The organism is Streptomyces thermocarboxydovorans (genome assembly GCF_039524635.1).
Taxonomy (GTDB): domain Bacteria; phylum Actinomycetota; class Actinomycetes; order Streptomycetales; family Streptomycetaceae; genus Streptomyces; species Streptomyces thermocarboxydovorans.
The window spans coordinates 1-15,742 of the sequence record NZ_BAAAGU010000011.1; the positions used below are offsets into that span (position 1 = coordinate 1).

The 15,742-nt window shown below is 72.7% G+C and carries 12 protein-coding genes and 1 riboswitch; of the genes, 10 read left to right on the forward strand and 2 right to left on the reverse strand.

The window, feature by feature from the left end; genetic code table 11:
• Positions 1 to 151: 151 nt before the first annotated feature.
• Positions 152 to 901, reverse strand: a complete 750-nt coding sequence (locus ABD198_RS07025) for a class II aldolase/adducin family protein (RefSeq protein ID WP_343998543.1) — start codon at positions 899 to 901, stop codon at positions 152 to 154.
• Positions 902 to 1,095: 194 nt separating this feature from the next.
• Between ABD198_RS07025 and ABD198_RS07030 the strand changes: the two genes are divergently transcribed.
• The 10 genes from ABD198_RS07030 (at position 1,096) to cobI (ending at position 14,991) form a co-directional block, all read left to right on the forward strand.
• Positions 1,096 to 1,848 (forward strand): lysozyme, encoded by a 753-nt coding sequence (locus tag ABD198_RS07030; RefSeq protein WP_343998545.1) that lies wholly within the window; start codon positions 1,096 to 1,098, stop codon positions 1,846 to 1,848.
• A 177-nt stretch (positions 1,849 to 2,025) separates the two neighbouring features.
• On the forward strand, positions 2,026 to 3,303 hold the full coding sequence (locus tag ABD198_RS07035) for an inorganic phosphate transporter (protein ID WP_343998547.1): 1,278 nt from the start codon (positions 2,026 to 2,028) through the stop codon (positions 3,301 to 3,303).
• A gap of 45 nt (positions 3,304 to 3,348) precedes the next feature.
• Entirely contained in the window at positions 3,349 to 3,573 is a 225-nt protein-coding gene (locus ABD198_RS07040) for a hypothetical protein (protein ID WP_343998548.1), read from the forward strand.
• 127 nt (positions 3,574 to 3,700) lie between these two features.
• Positions 3,701 to 3,840: riboswitch (cobalamin riboswitch) on the forward strand.
• A gap of 133 nt (positions 3,841 to 3,973) precedes the next feature.
• Positions 3,974 to 4,915, forward strand: coding sequence for a cobalamin biosynthesis protein (locus ABD198_RS07045; RefSeq protein ID WP_343998550.1), 942 nt, complete (start codon positions 3,974 to 3,976; stop codon positions 4,913 to 4,915).
• Positions 4,912 to 6,447, forward strand: a complete 1,536-nt coding sequence (locus ABD198_RS07050; protein ID WP_343998551.1) for a cobyric acid synthase — start codon at positions 4,912 to 4,914, stop codon at positions 6,445 to 6,447. Before ABD198_RS07045 ends, ABD198_RS07050 begins: the two co-directional genes overlap by 4 nt.
• A complete protein-coding gene (gene cobN / locus ABD198_RS07055; protein WP_343998552.1) occupies positions 6,444 to 10,094 on the forward strand; it encodes a cobaltochelatase subunit CobN in 3,651 nt (1,216 codons plus the stop codon). The genes ABD198_RS07050 and cobN overlap by 4 nt, the downstream gene beginning before the upstream one ends.
• A gap of 169 nt (positions 10,095 to 10,263) precedes the next feature.
• Entirely contained in the window at positions 10,264 to 12,252 is a 1,989-nt protein-coding gene (locus ABD198_RS07060) for a putative cobaltochelatase (protein WP_343998553.1), read from the forward strand.
• Complete coding sequence (cobO, locus tag ABD198_RS07065) at positions 12,252 to 12,851, forward strand: cob(I)yrinic acid a,c-diamide adenosyltransferase (protein ID WP_343998555.1); 600 nt, start codon at positions 12,252 to 12,254, stop codon at positions 12,849 to 12,851. Before ABD198_RS07060 ends, cobO begins: the two co-directional genes overlap by 1 nt.
• Positions 12,845 to 14,263 (forward strand): cobyrinic acid a,c-diamide synthase CobB, encoded by a 1,419-nt coding sequence (locus ABD198_RS07070; protein WP_343998557.1) that lies wholly within the window; start codon positions 12,845 to 12,847, stop codon positions 14,261 to 14,263. Before cobO ends, ABD198_RS07070 begins: the two co-directional genes overlap by 7 nt.
• Positions 14,260 to 14,991 carry a precorrin-2 C(20)-methyltransferase gene (cobI, locus tag ABD198_RS07075; RefSeq protein ID WP_343998559.1) on the forward strand — a complete coding sequence of 244 codons (732 nt, stop codon included), beginning with the start codon at positions 14,260 to 14,262 and terminating at the stop codon, positions 14,989 to 14,991. Before ABD198_RS07070 ends, cobI begins: the two co-directional genes overlap by 4 nt.
• Positions 14,992 to 15,008: 17 nt before the next feature.
• Here the strand turns inward: cobI and ABD198_RS07080 are convergent, their stop codons facing one another.
• Positions 15,009 to 15,737: a ZIP family metal transporter gene (locus tag ABD198_RS07080; RefSeq protein ID WP_343998561.1), complete on the reverse strand. Its 729-nt coding sequence runs from the start codon at positions 15,735 to 15,737 to the stop codon at positions 15,009 to 15,011.
• Between the last annotated feature and the right edge of the window lie 5 nt (positions 15,738 to 15,742).

Here is a 15,742-nt window from a genome sequence, read left to right on the forward strand (position 1 = left end):
GAAGTCGAGAGTGGGGGAGGGTGGGCGATGGGGGTGCCCCCGCTCGAGCGCAGCCGAGAGTGGGGGAGGCACCCCCTGCAGCGGGGCCAGCGCCTACCCACCCCCGCCCAGCACCCACCCCGGGCGCCCATCCCAGGCACACCACGGCAGCTCAGGACCCGCCCCCGTCACCCCCATCCTGCCCATACCCCCGCAACCGCTCCGCCACCTCATCAAGCTGAGCCGGCGAGAGCAGACTCGGCGTACGCCCCGGCACGGCAGACGCGGTCAGCCAAACCCGGCACATCCACTCCAGCTGCGCAGTCCGGTCATAGGCCTGGGTCAGCGTCGAGCCATACGTCACAGTCCCGTGGTTCTGCAAAAGGCAACCCGTGCGCCCGCTCAGCGCATCGAGCATGTTCTCGGCCAACTCCTCCGTCCCGTAAGTCGCATAGCGGGCAACCCGGACGGGCCCGCCGAGGGCCGCGGCCATGTAGTGGATCAGCGGGAGCTCGTGGACGAGCGTGGAGACGGCCGTCGCGTGCACGGCGTGGGTGTGGACGACGGCGCGGGCGTCGGTCGCGCGGTACACCGCCAGATGCATGGGCAGTTCGCTGGTCGGCACGAGCGTGCCGAGGACCTGGCGGCCGGTGAGGTCGACGCCGGTCACGTCGTCCGGCGTGAGCCGGTCGTAGGGCACTCCGGACGGTGTGACCAGGACCGTTTCCCCGACGCGCACCGAGACGTTGCCGGAGGTGCCGACGACCAGACCCTCGGCGGCGGTCCGGCGCGCGGTGTCCACCAGGTCGGCCCAGGCGCGTGCCTCCTCCTCGCTCACACGCCGCCTTCGCGATTCCCCCACGTCCCCCGCACCGTTTCCGACGCCACTGGCGTCACGCCGGTCGTCCCGCTGCTCAGCCATACCGTGATCCTGCCAGGAGTCCTCCAGGGCCCTTTGAGCCAGGGCACTTTAGGGCGGAATGCGACCCTCCGTAAGGGTGCATATCCCCCATTTCGACCAGCGGAATCACCTTGGCCGGAGATCGTCCCGTATTCAACGATCTTCCAGTAGCGTCGAGGCGTTCACGTGCACATCGCCATATCCGGGGGGAAACAATGGCCCGTGATCGCATGCCGGCGTCCCGTCGCCGCCGCAGGCTCCTCACCGCCTCCGTGGCCGCGCTCGCGCTCGGCGGGACCGTCCTCGCCGAGGCGCCGGCCACCTCGGCGAGCCGCCCGAAGGGGCACGACGTCTCGTCGCACCAGAAGAGCGTGAACTGGCAGAAGGCGAGGTCCAAGGGCGCCCGGTTCGTCTACGTCAAGGCGACCGAGTCCACCACCTACCGCAATCCGTACTTCCGGCAGCAGTACGACGGCTCCCGCAGGGCCGGGCTGATCCGCGGCGCCTATCACTTCGCGCTGCCGGACCGGTCCTCGGGCCGGACCCAGGCGGCCTGGTTCGTACGCAACGGGGGCGCCTGGAGAGCCGACGGGCGCACGCTGCCGCCCGCTCTCGACATCGAGTACAACCCGTACGACCGCAAGGAGAAGTGCTACGGGCTGAGCAAGGCCCGGATGACCGCCTGGATCCGCTCGTTCAGCAACGAGGTCCACCGGCGCACCGGGCGCCGTCCTGTGATCTACACCACCACCCACTGGTGGCGGACCTGCACCGGCAACAGCCCCGCCTTCGGCCGGGACCACCCGCTGTGGATCGCCCGTTACAGCAGGTCGGGGCCGGGTGCGCTGCCGGCGGGCTGGTCGTCGTGGACGTTCTGGCAGTACGACAACAGCGGCACTCTTCCGGGTGACCAGAATTACTTCAACGGGTCGCTCGGCCGGCTGAAGGCACTGGCACGGGGGGACTGAGCGGCCGTCTCGCCGCGCCGTCGCGGGGCCGGGCGTACCGTACGGGTCCGGCCCCGCCGTCCGGCGGAACAACAGCCGCCCCTTCCGGTCACCGCCGTGCCCCTCCCAGTTCATCTTCCGTTCACCCTGGTTACCTACGTTCGACCAGCCAATGACCTCGAACGATTGCCTGGGTAAATGGAAAGCTTCTCGCTGATCCTCGCGATTGTGGTGGTGACCGCACTCGCGTTCGATTTCACGAACGGTTTCCACGACACCGCGAACGCGATGGCAACGACCATTTCGACCGGTGCGATGAGGCCCAAGGCGGCAGTGGCCATGTCCGCCGTCCTCAACCTTGTCGGTGCATTTCTCTCGGTGGAGGTCGCCAACACGATCTCCAAGGGTCTCGTCGACGAGACCGGCATCCGTCCCGAGGTCATCTTCGCCGCCCTGGTCGGCGCGATCCTCTGGAACCTCCTCACCTGGCTGGTCGGTCTGCCGTCCAGCTCCTCGCACGCCCTGATGGGCGGTCTGATCGGCGCCACCGTCGCCACCGCCGGAATCGGCGCGGTGCACGGCGGCGTGCTGGTCACCAAGGTGCTGATCCCGGCGCTCGCCGCCCCGCTGGTGGCCGGCATCGCCGCGATGCTCGCCGCCCGGCTGACCTACCGCCTCGGCCGGAAGGCCGACGGCAAGGCCGCCGAGAAGGGCTACCGGGCCGGGCAGATCGCCTCCGCCGGCCTGGTCTCCCTGGCCCACGGCACCAACGACGCCCAGAAGACGATGGGCATCATCACCCTCGCCCTGATCGCCGGCGGCGCCCTCGCCCCCGACTCCGACCCGCCGCTGTGGGTCATCCTCTCCGCGGGCGTCGCCATCGCCCTGGGCACCTACCTCGGCGGCTGGCGCATCATCCGCACCATGGGCAAGGGCCTGACCGACCTTCAGCCGCAGCAGGGCTTCGCCGCCCAGACCAGCGCCGCCACGGTCATCCTGGCCTCCTCCCACCTCGGCTTCTCCCTGTCCACCACGCACTCCGTCTCCGGCTCGGTCATGGGCGCGGGCCTCGGCCGCAAGGGCGGCGTGGTCCGCTGGTCGACCGCCACCCGGATGTTCGTCGCCTGGGGTCTGACGCTGCCCGCCGCCGCGCTCGTCGCCGCTCTCGCCGAGTGGGTCTGCGGCTTCGGCGACTGGGGCACCGTCCTGGTGGCCGTCTTCCTGGTCGCCTCCAGCGCCGCGATCTGGAAGATCTCCCGGCGCGAGGTGGTCGACCACACCAACGTCAACGCCCCCGAGACCCCGGCCGAGGAGCCGGCCGGCGTGGTGACCCAGGCCATCGCCGCCGTCACCCCGCCGCCCACCGGCGCCCTCGAGGAGGAGCTGACGGCCACCGTCTCTGCCCCCACCGCTCCTGCCCCCACCGCTCCGGCGCCCGCCGACCCGGCGAACCCGCCGGCGAAGACCACCGTCTGACCGCCCCGTCCCTCACCCGGGCTCACGAAGGAAAGCAGCAGAGCAATGAAGATCGACTGGGCGGCCCTCGGTTCCGTCTTCGGCGTCAGCCTCGTGGTCACGGTGGCACTGGTGGCGCTGTTCACACTCGGCATCACCGGCCTGTCCCGCCGCGAACGGGCCGCCGAGCAGGGCCGGTCCGCGGCCCTGGCGCTCACCGGTGCCTACGCCTGCTTCGCCGCCTGCGCGGCGGCGGTGGGCTACGGGATCTATCTGATCATGGCAGCCTGATCCCCGCGAGCGTTTCCGGAGGGTGGTGCGAGGCGATGCCTCGCACCACCCTTTCGCGCTCCCCCACCCGAACCCCTCTGTGGGCCTCAGCACACTTCAGCCTCGCAGGTCAACGGCAAGTTGACGGCCCTTCCGGGGGCGTGGTGGACTGCCGGAGCCAAGTGCGGCGGCAGGAGAGGAAGCCGGTGGAAGTCCGGCGCGGTCCCGCCACTGTCACCGGGGTGACCAACCCCGGGAGCCAGGAACTCTCACCGCCGGTCTCGTCGAACCAGGGCGCGGACACCCTGAGTGAGGACATATATCGCCATGCGCGGCTGCCTGTTGAGGTCGATCAGCGACGCACCGCCCCGTACCGGGGCACCCCGGAGCATTCCCACCGGATCCGTCACCGGCTGAACCCATGGGTGCCGATCGCGTGTTCGCGTACGGCTCCGCCGCCGGCTTCCTCGGCGACCTGCTGCTCGGCGATCCCCGCCGCGGGCATCCGGTCGCGGCTTTCGGGCGGGCCGCGGCTGCCGTGGAACGTGTGCTGTGGCGGGACCATCGCGGCTGGGGCGCCGCGCACACCGCCGTCTGCGTCGGCGGGACGGTCGCCCTGGGCGGCCTGGCCGCCCGCTGCGTACGCCGCTCCCCCGCCGCCTCTCTCGCCCTGACCGGCGTCGCCACCTGGGCCGTGGTGGGCGGCACCTCGCTCGCCCGGGAGGCCCGCGCCATCGCCCGTGCCCTTCAGGCCGGTGACGTGAAGGCGGCCCGGGCACGGCTGCCGCATCTGTGCGGGCGCGACCCGCAGGCGCTGGACGCCGACGGCATCGCCCGCGCGGTGGTGGAGTCCGTCGCCGAGAACACCTCCGACGCGGTGGTCGGCGCCCTGGTGTGGGGTGCCGTCGGCGGGGTGCCGGGGCTGCTCGGCTTCCGCGCCGTCAACACGCTGGACGCCATGGTCGGCCACAAGTCGCCGCGCTACCGCCGCTACGGCTGGGCGTCGGCCCGCCTTGACGACCTGGCGGGCTGGCCGGGGGCGCGGCTGACCGCCGCCCTGGCCGCGCTCGCCGGTCCGGACCCGAAGGGCGCGGTGCGGGCCTGGCGGGCGGACGCCGCCAAGCACCCGAGCCCCAACGCGGGCCCCGTGGAAGCCTCGTTCGCGGGCGCGCTGGGTGTGCGGCTCGGCGGCACGCTGTCCTACGGCGGGCGCATCGAGCACCGGCCGGTGCTCAACGGGCAGGGGCGCGCGGTGACCGTGCCCGACATCGAACGGGCGGTACGGCTCTCCCGAAGGGTCGGCTGGCTCGCGCTGGGCGCCGGCGCCGTGGCGCGCAGGCTCATGAAGGGACGGGGCGCATGAACGGTGGGGGGCTGCTGGTCGCCGGGACCACCTCGGACGCCGGCAAGAGCGTGGTGACCGCCGGCATCTGCCGCTGGCTGGTCCGTCAGGGCGTCAAGGTGGCGCCGTTCAAGGCGCAGAACATGTCGCTGAACTCGTTCGTGACCCGGGAGGGCGCCGAGATCGGCCGGGCGCAGGCCATGCAGGCGCAGGCCTGCCGGCTGGAGCCCACGGCGCTGATGAACCCGGTGCTGCTCAAGCCCGGCGGGGAGCAGAGCAGCCAGGTGGTGCTGCTCGGCAAACCGGTCGGCGAGCTGAGCGCACGCGGCTACCACGGCGGACGCCAACAGCGGCTGCTGGGCACCGTGCTGGACTGCCTTGCGCAGTTGCGGGGCACGTATGACGCGGTGATCTGTGAGGGGGCGGGCAGCCCGGCGGAGATCAATCTGCGCCGGACCGACATCGTGAACATGGGGATCGCGCGGGGCGCGCGGCTCCCCGTGCTGGTCGTCGGCGACATCGACCGCGGCGGTGTCTTCGCCTCCTTCTTCGGCACCGTCGCCCTGCTCTCCCGCGAGGACCAGAAGCTGGTCGCCGGCTTCCTGGTGAACAAGTTCCGCGGCGACGTGTCGCTGCTTCAGCCGGGCCTCGACATGCTGCACGGCCTCACCGGGCGGCGCACCTACGGGGTGCTGCCGTTCCGGCACGGGCTCGGCATCGACGAGGAGGACGGGCTGCGGGTCTCGCTGCGCGGCGCGGTGCGCGAGTCGCAGGTGGCCGCGCCGGTCGGCGAGGACGTGCTGCGGGTCGCGGTGTGCGCGGTGCCGCTGATGTCCAACTTCACCGACGTGGACGCGCTCGCCGCCGAACCGGGCGTCGTGGTGCGGTTCGTGGACCGTCCCGAGGAGCTGGCGGACGCCGACCTGGTGGTGGTCCCAGGAACCCGCGGCACCGTGCGGGCGCTTGAGTGGCTGCGCGAACGGGGCCTGGCGGAGGCGCTGGTGCGCCGGGCGGCCGAGGGACGTCCCGTGCTCGGCATCTGCGGCGGTTTCCAGATCCTCGGCGAGCACATCGAGGACGAGGTGGAGAGCCGCCGGGGCCGGGTGACCGGGCTCGGGATCCTGCCGGTACGGGTGCGGTTCGCCCGCGAGAAGACCCTTACCCGGCCCGCCGGCCAGGCCCTCGGAGAACGCGTCGAGGGCTACGAGATCCACCACGGCATCGCCGAAGTCCTCGGTGGTGAGACGTTCATCTCCGATGACCATGGACACAGCCTGGACGGCTGCCGGGTCGGGCACACCTGGGGCACCCACTGGCACGGCTCGCTGGAGTCGGACGGCTTCCGGCGTGCGTTCCTGCGCGAGGTGGCCGCCGCCGCGGGCCGCCGCTTCACACCCGCCCCCGACACCTCCTTCGCCGAGCTGCGCGAACAGCAGCTGGACCGGCTCGGCGACCTGATCGAACAGCACGCGGACACGGACGCGCTGTGGCGGCTCATCGAGTCCGGCGCGCCGCAAGGACTGCCCTTCATCCCACCGGGAGCGCCCGCATGAGCACTGTGTTGTTGTTGTCGACCGCCGACACCGATCTGCTGGCGGCGCGGGCCGGCGACGCCGAGTACCGGATCGGCAACCCGACCCGCGTGGACGTCACCGACGAGCTGCCCGCGCTGCTGGACGGCGCGGACATCGCCGTGGTGCGGCTGCTCGGCGGCAAGCGGGCCTGGGAGGACGGGCTGGCCGCGGTGAAGGCCTCGGGCGTCCCGGCCGTGCTGCTCGGCGGAGAGGCCGTGCCCGACGCCGAGCTGATGGCCGAGTCGACGGTGCCCGCCGGTGTGGTGGCCGAGGCGCTGCGCTACCTGGTCGAGGGCGGGCCGGACAACCTCACCCAGCTGGCCCGCTTTCTGTCCGACACCGTGCTGCTCACCGGCGAGGGCTTCGACGAGCCACGGAAGATGCCCGCCTTCGGCGTGCACGGCGAACGCCCCCTGCTCGACGGCCGCCCGACCGTCGGCGTGCTCTTCTACCGGGCGCACGAGCTGAGCGGCAACACCGCTTTCGTCGACACCCTGTGCGACGCGATCGAGGCCCGCGGCGCCAACGCCCTTCCCGTGTACTGCGGTTCACTGCGCGGCGCGGACCCGGAGCTGTACACGCTGCTGTCGAAGGCCGACGCGCTGGTCGCCACCGTGCTCGCCGCCGGCGGCACCCACGCCTCGCAGGCGTCCGCCGGCGGCGACGAAGAGACCTGGGACATCGGCGCCCTCGCCGACCTCAACATCCCCGTGCTGCAAGGACTGTGCCTGACCTCCCCGCGCGCCGCCTGGGAGGAGTCGGACGCCGCGCTGTCCCCCATGGACGCGGCGATGCAGGTCGCCATCCCGGAGTTCGACGGACGGCTGATCACCGTGCCGTTCTCCTTCAAGGAGCAGGGCCCGGACGACGTACCGGTGTACGTCGCCGACCCGGAGCGGGCCGCGCGGGTCGCCGGGATCGCCGTGCGCCATGCGGCGCTGCGGCACAAGCCGAACGCCGAGAAGAAGCTGGCGCTGGTCTTCACCGCCTACCCGACCAAGCACTCCCGGGTCGGCAACGCGGTCGGCCTGGACACCCCCGCCTCGGCCGTACGCGTCCTGGACGCGCTCCGCGACGCCGGCTACTCGCTCACCGACTACCCGTCCGGCGGCGACGAGCTGATCCACCGGCTGATCGAGGCCGGCGGTCACGACGTGGAGTGGCTGACCGAGGAGCAGCTGGCCGCGGCTCCCGCACGGGTGCCACTCGCCGACTACCGGGCCTGGTTCGACAAGCTCGACCCCGAGCTGCGGGAGGCGATGACCGAGGCATGGGGCGAACCGCCGGGCTCGCTCTATGTCGACGGTGACGACATCGTGCTGGCGGCCCTGCAGTTCGGGAACGTGGTCGTGATGATCCAGCCGCCGCGCGGCTTCGGGGAGAACCCCATCGCGATCTACCACGACCCCGACATGCCGCCCTCCCACCACTACTTGGCCGCCTACCGCTGGCTGGAGAACACCTTCGGCGCCGACGCCATCGTGCACATGGGCAAGCACGGCACCATGGAGTGGCTGCCCGGCAAGGGCCTCGGCCTGAGCGCGGGCTGCGCACCGGACGCGGTGCTCGGCGACCTGCCGCTGGTCTACCCGTTCATCGTCAACGACCCCGGCGAGGGCACCCAGGCCAAGCGCCGCGGACACGCCACCGTGGTGGACCATCTGGTCCCGCCGATGGCCCGCGCCGACACCTACGGCGACCTGGCCAAGCTGGAGCAGCTGCTCGACGAGTACGCCTTGGTCTCCGACCTGGACCCGGCGAAGGCACCGGCGGTACGGGCGCAGATCTGGACCCTGGTCAAGGCCGCCGAGCTCCACCACGACCTGCATGTGGACGAACAGCCGGACGACGACGAGTTCGACGAGTTCGTCATGCACATCGACGGCTACCTCTGTGAGATCAAGGACGTGCAGATCAGGGACGGCCTGCACGTCCTGGGCGGCGGCCCGGTCGGTGAGCCGCGCGTCAACCTGGTGCTGGCGGTGCTGCGCGCCTCCCAGGTGTGGGGCGGTCAGGCCGACGCGCTGCCCGGCCTGCGGGCCGCGCTGGCCGAGCACTTCGGGCTCGCGGAGAAGGAGCTGCTGGTCGAGCCGGGCGCCCCGGTGAAGGTGCCGGCGGAGCTGACCGACCTCGTCGACGGGCCCTCCCGTACGGCCGCCGACGCGATCGATCTGCTGGAGCAGCTGTGCCGCCGGATCGCCGAGGGCATGGAGGAGCGCGGCTGGGCGGCCGACCAGGCGCCGGACCTGGTGCGCGAGGTGCTGGGCACCGAACTCCCCGCCGCCGTGGCCGTGCTGCGCTTCGCCTGCGAGGAGGTCGTACCGCGCCTGGCCCGCACCACGGACGAGATCACCCACATCCTGCGGGCCCTGGACGGCGGTTACGTCCCCGCGGGCCCCTCCGGCTCCCCGACCCGCGGCCTGGTCAATGTCCTCCCCACCGGCCGCAACTTCTACTCCGTCGACCCCAAGGCGATCCCCTCCCGGCTGAGCTGGGAGGTCGGGCAGTCGCTCGCCGACTCGCTGGTCCAGCGGTATCTGCGGGACACCGGCGAGTATCCGAAGTCCGTCGGCCTCACCGTGTGGGGCACCTCCGCGATGCGCACCCAGGGCGACGACATCGCCGAGATCCTGGCCCTGCTGGGCTGCCGCCCGGTGTGGGACGACGCCTCGAGGCGGGTCACCGGCTTCGAGATCGTGCCGCTGAAGGAGCTGGGCCGGCCGCGCATCGACGTCACGGTCCGCATCTCCGGCTTCTTCCGGGACGCCTTCCCGCACGTGGTCGGACTGATCGACGACGCGGTACGCGCGGTGGCGGAGCTGGACGAGCCGGCCGAGTCCAACTACGTACGGGCGCACGTGGCGGAGGACACCGCCGCCCACGGCGACCGGCGGCGCGCGACGGCCCGCATCTTCGGCTCCAAGCCGGGCGCCTACGGGGCGGGCCTGCTGCCGCTCATCGACGCCCGCAACTGGCGCAGCGACGCGGACCTCGCCGAGGTGTACGCGGTGTGGGGCGGCTACGCCTACGGGCGCGGACTCGACGGACGCGCGGCACGCGGCGACATGGAGACGGCGTTCAAGCGGATCGCCGTGGCCGCGAAGAACGTCGACACCCGCGAGCACGATCTCGTCGACGCCGACGACTACTTCCAGTACCACGGCGGCATGGTCGCCATGGTGCGCCATCTGACCGGGGCGAGCCCCGAGGCGTACGTCGGCGACTCCGCCACACCGGACCAGGTGAAGACCCGCACCCTGGGCGAGGAGACGCACCGGGTGTTCCGGGCGCGGGTGGTCAACCCGCGCTGGATGGCGGCGATGAGACGGCACGGCTACAAGGGCGCCTTCGAGATGGCGGCGACCGTGGACTACCTGTTCGGGTACGACGCCACGGCCGGGGTCGTGGACGACTGGATGTACGAGCGGCTCGCGTCTGAGTACGTCTTCTCGGCAGAGAACCAGGAGTTCATGCGGAAGTCCAACCCGTGGGCACTGAGGGGCATCGCGGAACGGCTCCTGGAGGCGGCGGACCGCGGGCTGTGGGGGGAGCCGGACCAGGAGACCCTGGACCGGCTCCGAGCGACCTACCTCGAGCTTGAGGCAGACCTGGAGGGCGACGAATGAACGCCCTCAACACCCCCGCGACGGCGGGGACCACTGGATGTACGAGTAACTCAGTGCCGAGTACGTCGGACCACCCCCGCGACGGCGAGGACCAGGTCTCGATGGTGGCTGCGTCGTCGACGCAGAAGCTGCCGTCGCCGCGGGAAGCACCCGAAGGAGTGAGCGCGCAGTGACCACCCCATTTCCGTTCACGGCCGTCGTCGGCCAGGACGACCTGCGGCTCGCTCTGCTGCTGAACGCGGTGTCGCCCGCGGTCGGCGGCGTGCTGGTGCGCGGTGAAAAGGGCACCGCGAAGAGCACAGCAGTACGGGCCCTTTCGGCGCTGCTGCCCGAGGTCGCCGTGGTGCCGGGCTGCCGGTTCTCCTGCGATCCCGCCGCGCCCGACCCCGGCTGCCCGGACGGGCCGCACGAGAGCGGGGGTGGCACGACGCGTCCCGCGCGGATGGTCGAGCTGCCGGTGGGCGCCTCCGAGGACCGGCTCGTCGGGGCGCTCGACATCGAGCGGGCGCTGGCGGAGGGCGTGAAGGCTTTCGAGCCGGGTCTGCTGGCAGAGGCGCATCGCGGGATCCTCTACGTCGACGAGGTCAATTTGCTGCATGACCATCTGGTGGACCTGCTGCTGGACGCGGCGGCCATGGGCGCTTCGTACGTCGAGCGTGAAGGCGTCTCCGTACGGCATGCGGCGCGGTTCCTGCTGGTCGGGACCATGAATCCCGAGGAAGGGGAGCTCAGGCCCCAGCTCCTCGACCGCTTCGGCCTGACCGTGGAGGTCGCGGCCTCGCGGGAGCCGGAGACCAGGGTGGAGGTCGTACGGCGGCGGCTCGCCTACGACGCCGACCCGGCGGCCTTCGCCGCGCGGTGGGCCGAGGAGGAGGCCGCCGTACGGCAACGCATCGTCGCCGCACGGGAGTTGCTGCCTGAGGTGCGGCTCGGTGACGGGGCGTTGCGGCAGATCGCGGCGACCTGCGCGGCCTTCGAGGTGGACGGCATGCGCGCCGACATCGTGATGGCGCGGACGGCGACCGCGCTGGCGGCGTGGGCCGGGCGGACGGACGTGCTGGCGGAGGACGTGCGGCAGGCGGCGCTGCTGGCGCTGCCGCACCGCCGGCGCCGCAATCCGTTCGACGCGCCGGGCCTGGACGAGGACAAGCTCGACCAGACGCTGGAGGAGTTCTCCGGGGACGACGATCCCGACCCGGACGGGGACGGTGGCGGTCCCGGTGGTGGCGGTGGGCAGCCGGAGCCGGACGAGGGGCCTGCGGGCGGGGGCAGCGGTGCCCGGCCCGAGGCCGGGGAGGACGGGGAGCCGCAGCCGTCGGGTGCCGGGGAGCAGTCGGCGGTACGGGCGGCGGAGCCGTTCCGCACCAAGGTGTTCAGCGTGCCCGGGATCGGTCAGGGTGCCGCGGGGCGGCGTTCGCGGGCGCGGACCGAGCACGGGCGGACCATGGGCGCCCAGCGGCCCCGGGGCGCGCTGACCAAGCTGCATCTGGCCGCCACCGTGCAGGCCGCCGCCCCGCACCAGCGGGCGCGGGGCCGGTCGGGGCGCGGTCTGGTCGTGCGCCGCGACGATCTGCGGCAGGCGAGGCGCGAGGGGCGCGAATCCAACCTCGTGCTCTTCGTCGTGGACGCCTCCGGCTCGATGGCCGCGCGGCAGCGGATGAGCGCCGTGAAGGGTGCCGTGCTGTCGCTGCTGCTGGACGCCTATCAGCGGCGGGACAAGGTGGGTTTGGTGACCTTCCGCGGGACGGGTGCCGAAGTGGCGCTGCCGCCCACCTCGTCCGTGGACGCGGCGGCGGCCCGGCTGGAGTCGCTGCCCACGGGCGGCCGCACCCCGCTGGCGGCGGGGCTGCTGCGCGCGCACGAGGTGCTGCGGGTGGAGCGGCTGCGGGATCCGGCGCGGCGTCCGCTGCTGGTGGTGGTGACCGACGGGCGGGCCACCGGTGGTCCGGAGCCGGTCGTGCTGGCCGGCCGGGCCGCGCGGCTGTTCGCGGCGGACGGGGTCGCCTCCGTGGTCGTGGACTGCGAGTCGGGTCCGGTGCGGCTGGGGCTCGCCGGGCAGCTGGCCGGTGAGCTGGGCGGCACCGCGGTGACGCTGGACGAGCTGCGCGCCGACTCGATCGCCGGGCTGGTCAAGGACGTACGAAGGAGGGCCGCGTAGTGCCGCAGGGACAGCCGAGTGTGGTGCCGGACGACGGGCTGACGACTCGTCAGCGGCGGCACCGTCCGCTGGTGATCGTGCACACGGGCATCGGGAAGGGCAAGTCCACCGCCGCCTTCGGGCTGGCGCTGCGGGCCTGGAACCAGGGGTGGCCGATCGGGGTGTTCCAGTTCGTCAAGTCGGCGAAGTGGAAGGTCGGCGAGGAGCGGGCGCTGCGGGTGCTCGGGAACTCCGGTGAGGGCGGGACCGTCGCCTGGCACAAGATGGGCGAGGGCTGGTCCTGGGTGCAGCGCGACGCGCAGATGGACAACGCGGAGAAGGCCCGCGAGGGCTGGGAGCAGGTCAAGCGGGACCTGGCCGCCGAGACGTACCGGCTGTACGTGCTGGACGAGTTCGCCTACCCGATGCACTGGGGCTGGGTGGACACCGACGAGGTCGTGGAGGTGCTGCGCGGCCGCCCGGGCACGCAGCACGTCGTGATCACGGGGCGGAACGCGCCGGAGAAGCTGGTCGCCTGCGCGGATCTGGTGACGGACATGTCGAAGGTCAAGCACCCTATGGACGCCGGGCAGAAGGGGCAGAGGGGCATCGAGTGGTGACGTCCCCTGCCCGTGTCCCCCGGCTGGTGATCGCGGCGCCGTCGTCCGGCAGCGGCAAGACGACCGTGGCCACCGGGCTGATGGCCGCGCTCACCGCGCGGGGGCTGTCCGTGTCCCCGCACAAGGTGGGGCCGGACTACATCGACCCCGGGTACCACGCGCTCGCCACCGGCCGGGTGGGGCGGAACCTCGACGCGTATCTGTGCGGGCCGGAGCTGATCGCTCCGCTGTTCCTGCACGGGGCGCGCGGCTGCGACATCGCGGTGGTCGAGGGCGTGATGGGGCTGTACGACGGTGCCGCCGGGGAGGGTGAACTGGCGTCCACCGCGCAGGTCGCGAAGCTGCTGGGGGCGCCGGTGGTGCTCGTGGTGGACGCGTCGTCGCAGTCGCGGTCGGTGGCGGCGCTGGTGCACGGGTTCGTGAGCTGGGATCCGGAGGTGCGGGTCGGGGGCGTGATCCTGAACAAGGTGGCCTCGGACCGGCACGAGGAGTTGTTGCGGGAGGCGCTGGAGTCGGTGGGGGTGCCGGTGCTGGGCGCCTTGCGACGGGCTGAGCGGGTGAGTACGCCGTCTAGGCATCTCGGGTTGGTTCCGGTTGCCGAGCGGGGGCTGTTGGCGGTTGAGGCGGTTGCGGCGATGGCTGCGAGCGTTTCAGCGGGGTGTGATCTGGACGCGGTTGTCTCGTTGGCGCGTACTGCCGGTGCCGTACCAGGGGGCGCTGCCCCCTGGACCCCCGCCTTGCCCGCCCACCACCCGAAGCTGTCGGCTGAAAAGGCTGACGAGGCTCGTCCGGAGCCCCGCGCTTCGGAGCGACCCGTCGTGGCCGTGGCCGGTGGGGCCGCGTTCACGTTCTCCTACGCCGAGCATGCGGAGCTGCTGGCCGCGGCCGGGGCCGAGGTGGTCACGTTCGATCCGTTGCGGGACGAGGAACTGCCGCCCGGAACACGCGGGTTGGTGATCGGGGGCGGGTTTCCGGAGGTGTACGCCGCCGAGCTGTCGGCCAATGAGCGGCTGCGCAAGGCCGTTGCCGGGCTGGCGGAGAGCGGCGCGCCCGTGGCCGCCGAGTGCGCCGGGCTGCTGTATCTGTGCCGGGAGCTGGACGGGCTGCCGCTGTGCGGGGTGCTGGACGCCTCCGCGCGGATGAGCGAGCGGCTCACGCTGGGCTACCGGGACGCCGTGGCCGTGGGTGACAGCTGTCTCGCCGTCGCCGGGACGCGGATGCGCGGGCACGAGTTCCACCGGACGGTCGTGGAGCCGGGGGCCGGGGACGTGCCGGCCTGGGGTGTGCGGGCCCCGAAGCCGCGCGTCGAGGGGTTTGTACGGCGCGGGGTGCACGCGAGCTATCTGCACACGCACTGGGCGTCCGAGCCCGGTGTGGCCCGTCGGTTCGTCGAGAGGTGCCGGACGTCATGAGCAGCCGTCTGATCGGAGTCGGGGTGGGTCCCGGTGACCCGGAGCTGGTGACCGTCAAGGGTGTGAACGCCCTGCGGGCCGCCGATGTGGTGGTGGTGCCGGTGATGGACACGGGCGAGCGGGGGCGGGCCGAGGCGACGGTGCTGCACTACGTGCCCGTGGAGAAGGTCGTCCGGGTGGTGTTCGCGCTGAACGAGCGCACGGACCGGGCACGGCGCGAGGCCGCCTGGGACGCGGCCGGTGAGCGGGTCGCCGGTCTGCTGCGCCGGCATCGCCGGGTGGCGTTCGCGACCATCGGGGACCCCAATGTGTACTCGACGTTCACGTATCTCGCGCAGACCGTCGCCGGGCTGGTGCCGGGCACGGTGGTGGAGACGGTGCCGGGGATCACCGCGATGCAGGATCTGGCGGCGCGGTCGGGTGCGGTGCTGACGGAGGGCACCGAGCCGCTGACGCTGGTGCCGGTGACGGCGGGGGCCGCGGTGCTCAAGGAGGCGCTGGCCGGGCCGGGGACGGTCGTGGCGTACAAGTTCGGGCGGCAGGCGGGCGAGGTCGCGGAGGCGCTGCGGGAGGCCGGGCGGCTGGAGGGTGCCGTGTGGGGTTCGGCGCTGGGGCTGCCGGAGGAGTCGGTGCGGCCGGCCGCCGAGCTGGACGGGACGCCGCTGCCGTATCTGTCGACGCTGATCGCGCCGCCGCGGCGCGACGGCGGGCGGGGTGGGAAGCTGTGAGCCGCCGCTGCCGCCGGTCAGTGGATCGTGCCCACCACCAGCCAGATGAACAGCACGCCCGCGATGGTGCACAGCAGTGTGGAGCGGGCGGGGTGCACGTGGTGCGCCTCGGGGAGGATCTCGGCCGCCGCGAGGTAGAGCAGTGCGCCGCCGAACAGGCCGAGGTAGCCGCCGAGCAGCGGCTCGGGGATGGTGAAGAACAGCGTGGAGGCGGCGCCGGCGACCGGTGCCACGGCGTCGGCGCAGAGCATCAGCAGGACCCGGCGGCGGGTGTTCCCGTACACGCTGGTGAGGGTGTACGTGTTGAAGCCGTCCGCGAAGTCGTGGGCGATCACGGCGACGGCGACGGCCGCGCCCATGCCTCCGCCCACCTGGAAGGCGGCGCCGATGGCCACGCCGTCCATGGCGCTGTGGCCGACCATCGCGGCGGCGGCCGTGAGGCCCACCTCGGGGCTGCGGCCGATGGCTTCCTCGCCCCCGTGCGCGGCCTGACGCGGCACCAGCAGATGCTCCATCAGGTGGGCCAGCAGGAAGCCGGTGACGAAGAGGAGCAGCGCCGCCGGTACGCCGTACACCTCCGTACCGGCGGCCTCCAGCGACTCGGGCAGGAGTTCCAGGCCGACCACGCCGAGCATCAGGCCGCCGGCCAGGCCCAGCACCAGGTGACGGCGGTCGGTGACACGGTGTGCCGCCCAGCCGCCGGCCAGCGTCATCAGGAACGCGCCGAGCGCGACGAAGACCGCCATGTGCT

Bases quoted from the DNA above. Each gene is read 5' to 3' on its own strand.
- ABD198_RS07025 (WP_343998543.1), bottom strand. From the start codon at position 901: ATGGCTGAGCAGCGGGACGACCGGCGTGACGCCAGTGGCGTCGGAAAC.
- ABD198_RS07030 (WP_343998545.1), top strand. From the start codon at position 1,096: ATGGCCCGTGATCGCATGCCGGCGTCCCGTCGCCGCCGCAGGCTCCTC.
- ABD198_RS07035 (WP_343998547.1), top strand. From the start codon at position 2,026: ATGGAAAGCTTCTCGCTGATCCTCGCGATTGTGGTGGTGACCGCACTC.
- ABD198_RS07040 (WP_343998548.1), top strand. From the start codon at position 3,349: ATGAAGATCGACTGGGCGGCCCTCGGTTCCGTCTTCGGCGTCAGCCTC.
- ABD198_RS07045 (WP_343998550.1), top strand. From the start codon at position 3,974: ATGGGTGCCGATCGCGTGTTCGCGTACGGCTCCGCCGCCGGCTTCCTC.
- ABD198_RS07050 (WP_343998551.1), top strand. From the start codon at position 4,912: ATGAACGGTGGGGGGCTGCTGGTCGCCGGGACCACCTCGGACGCCGGC.
- cobN (WP_343998552.1), top strand. From the start codon at position 6,444: ATGAGCACTGTGTTGTTGTTGTCGACCGCCGACACCGATCTGCTGGCG.
- cobI (WP_343998559.1), top strand. From the start codon at position 14,260: ATGAGCAGCCGTCTGATCGGAGTCGGGGTGGGTCCCGGTGACCCGGAG.
- ABD198_RS07080 (WP_343998561.1), bottom strand. From the start codon at position 15,737: ATGGCGGTCTTCGTCGCGCTCGGCGCGTTCCTGATGACGCTGGCCGGC.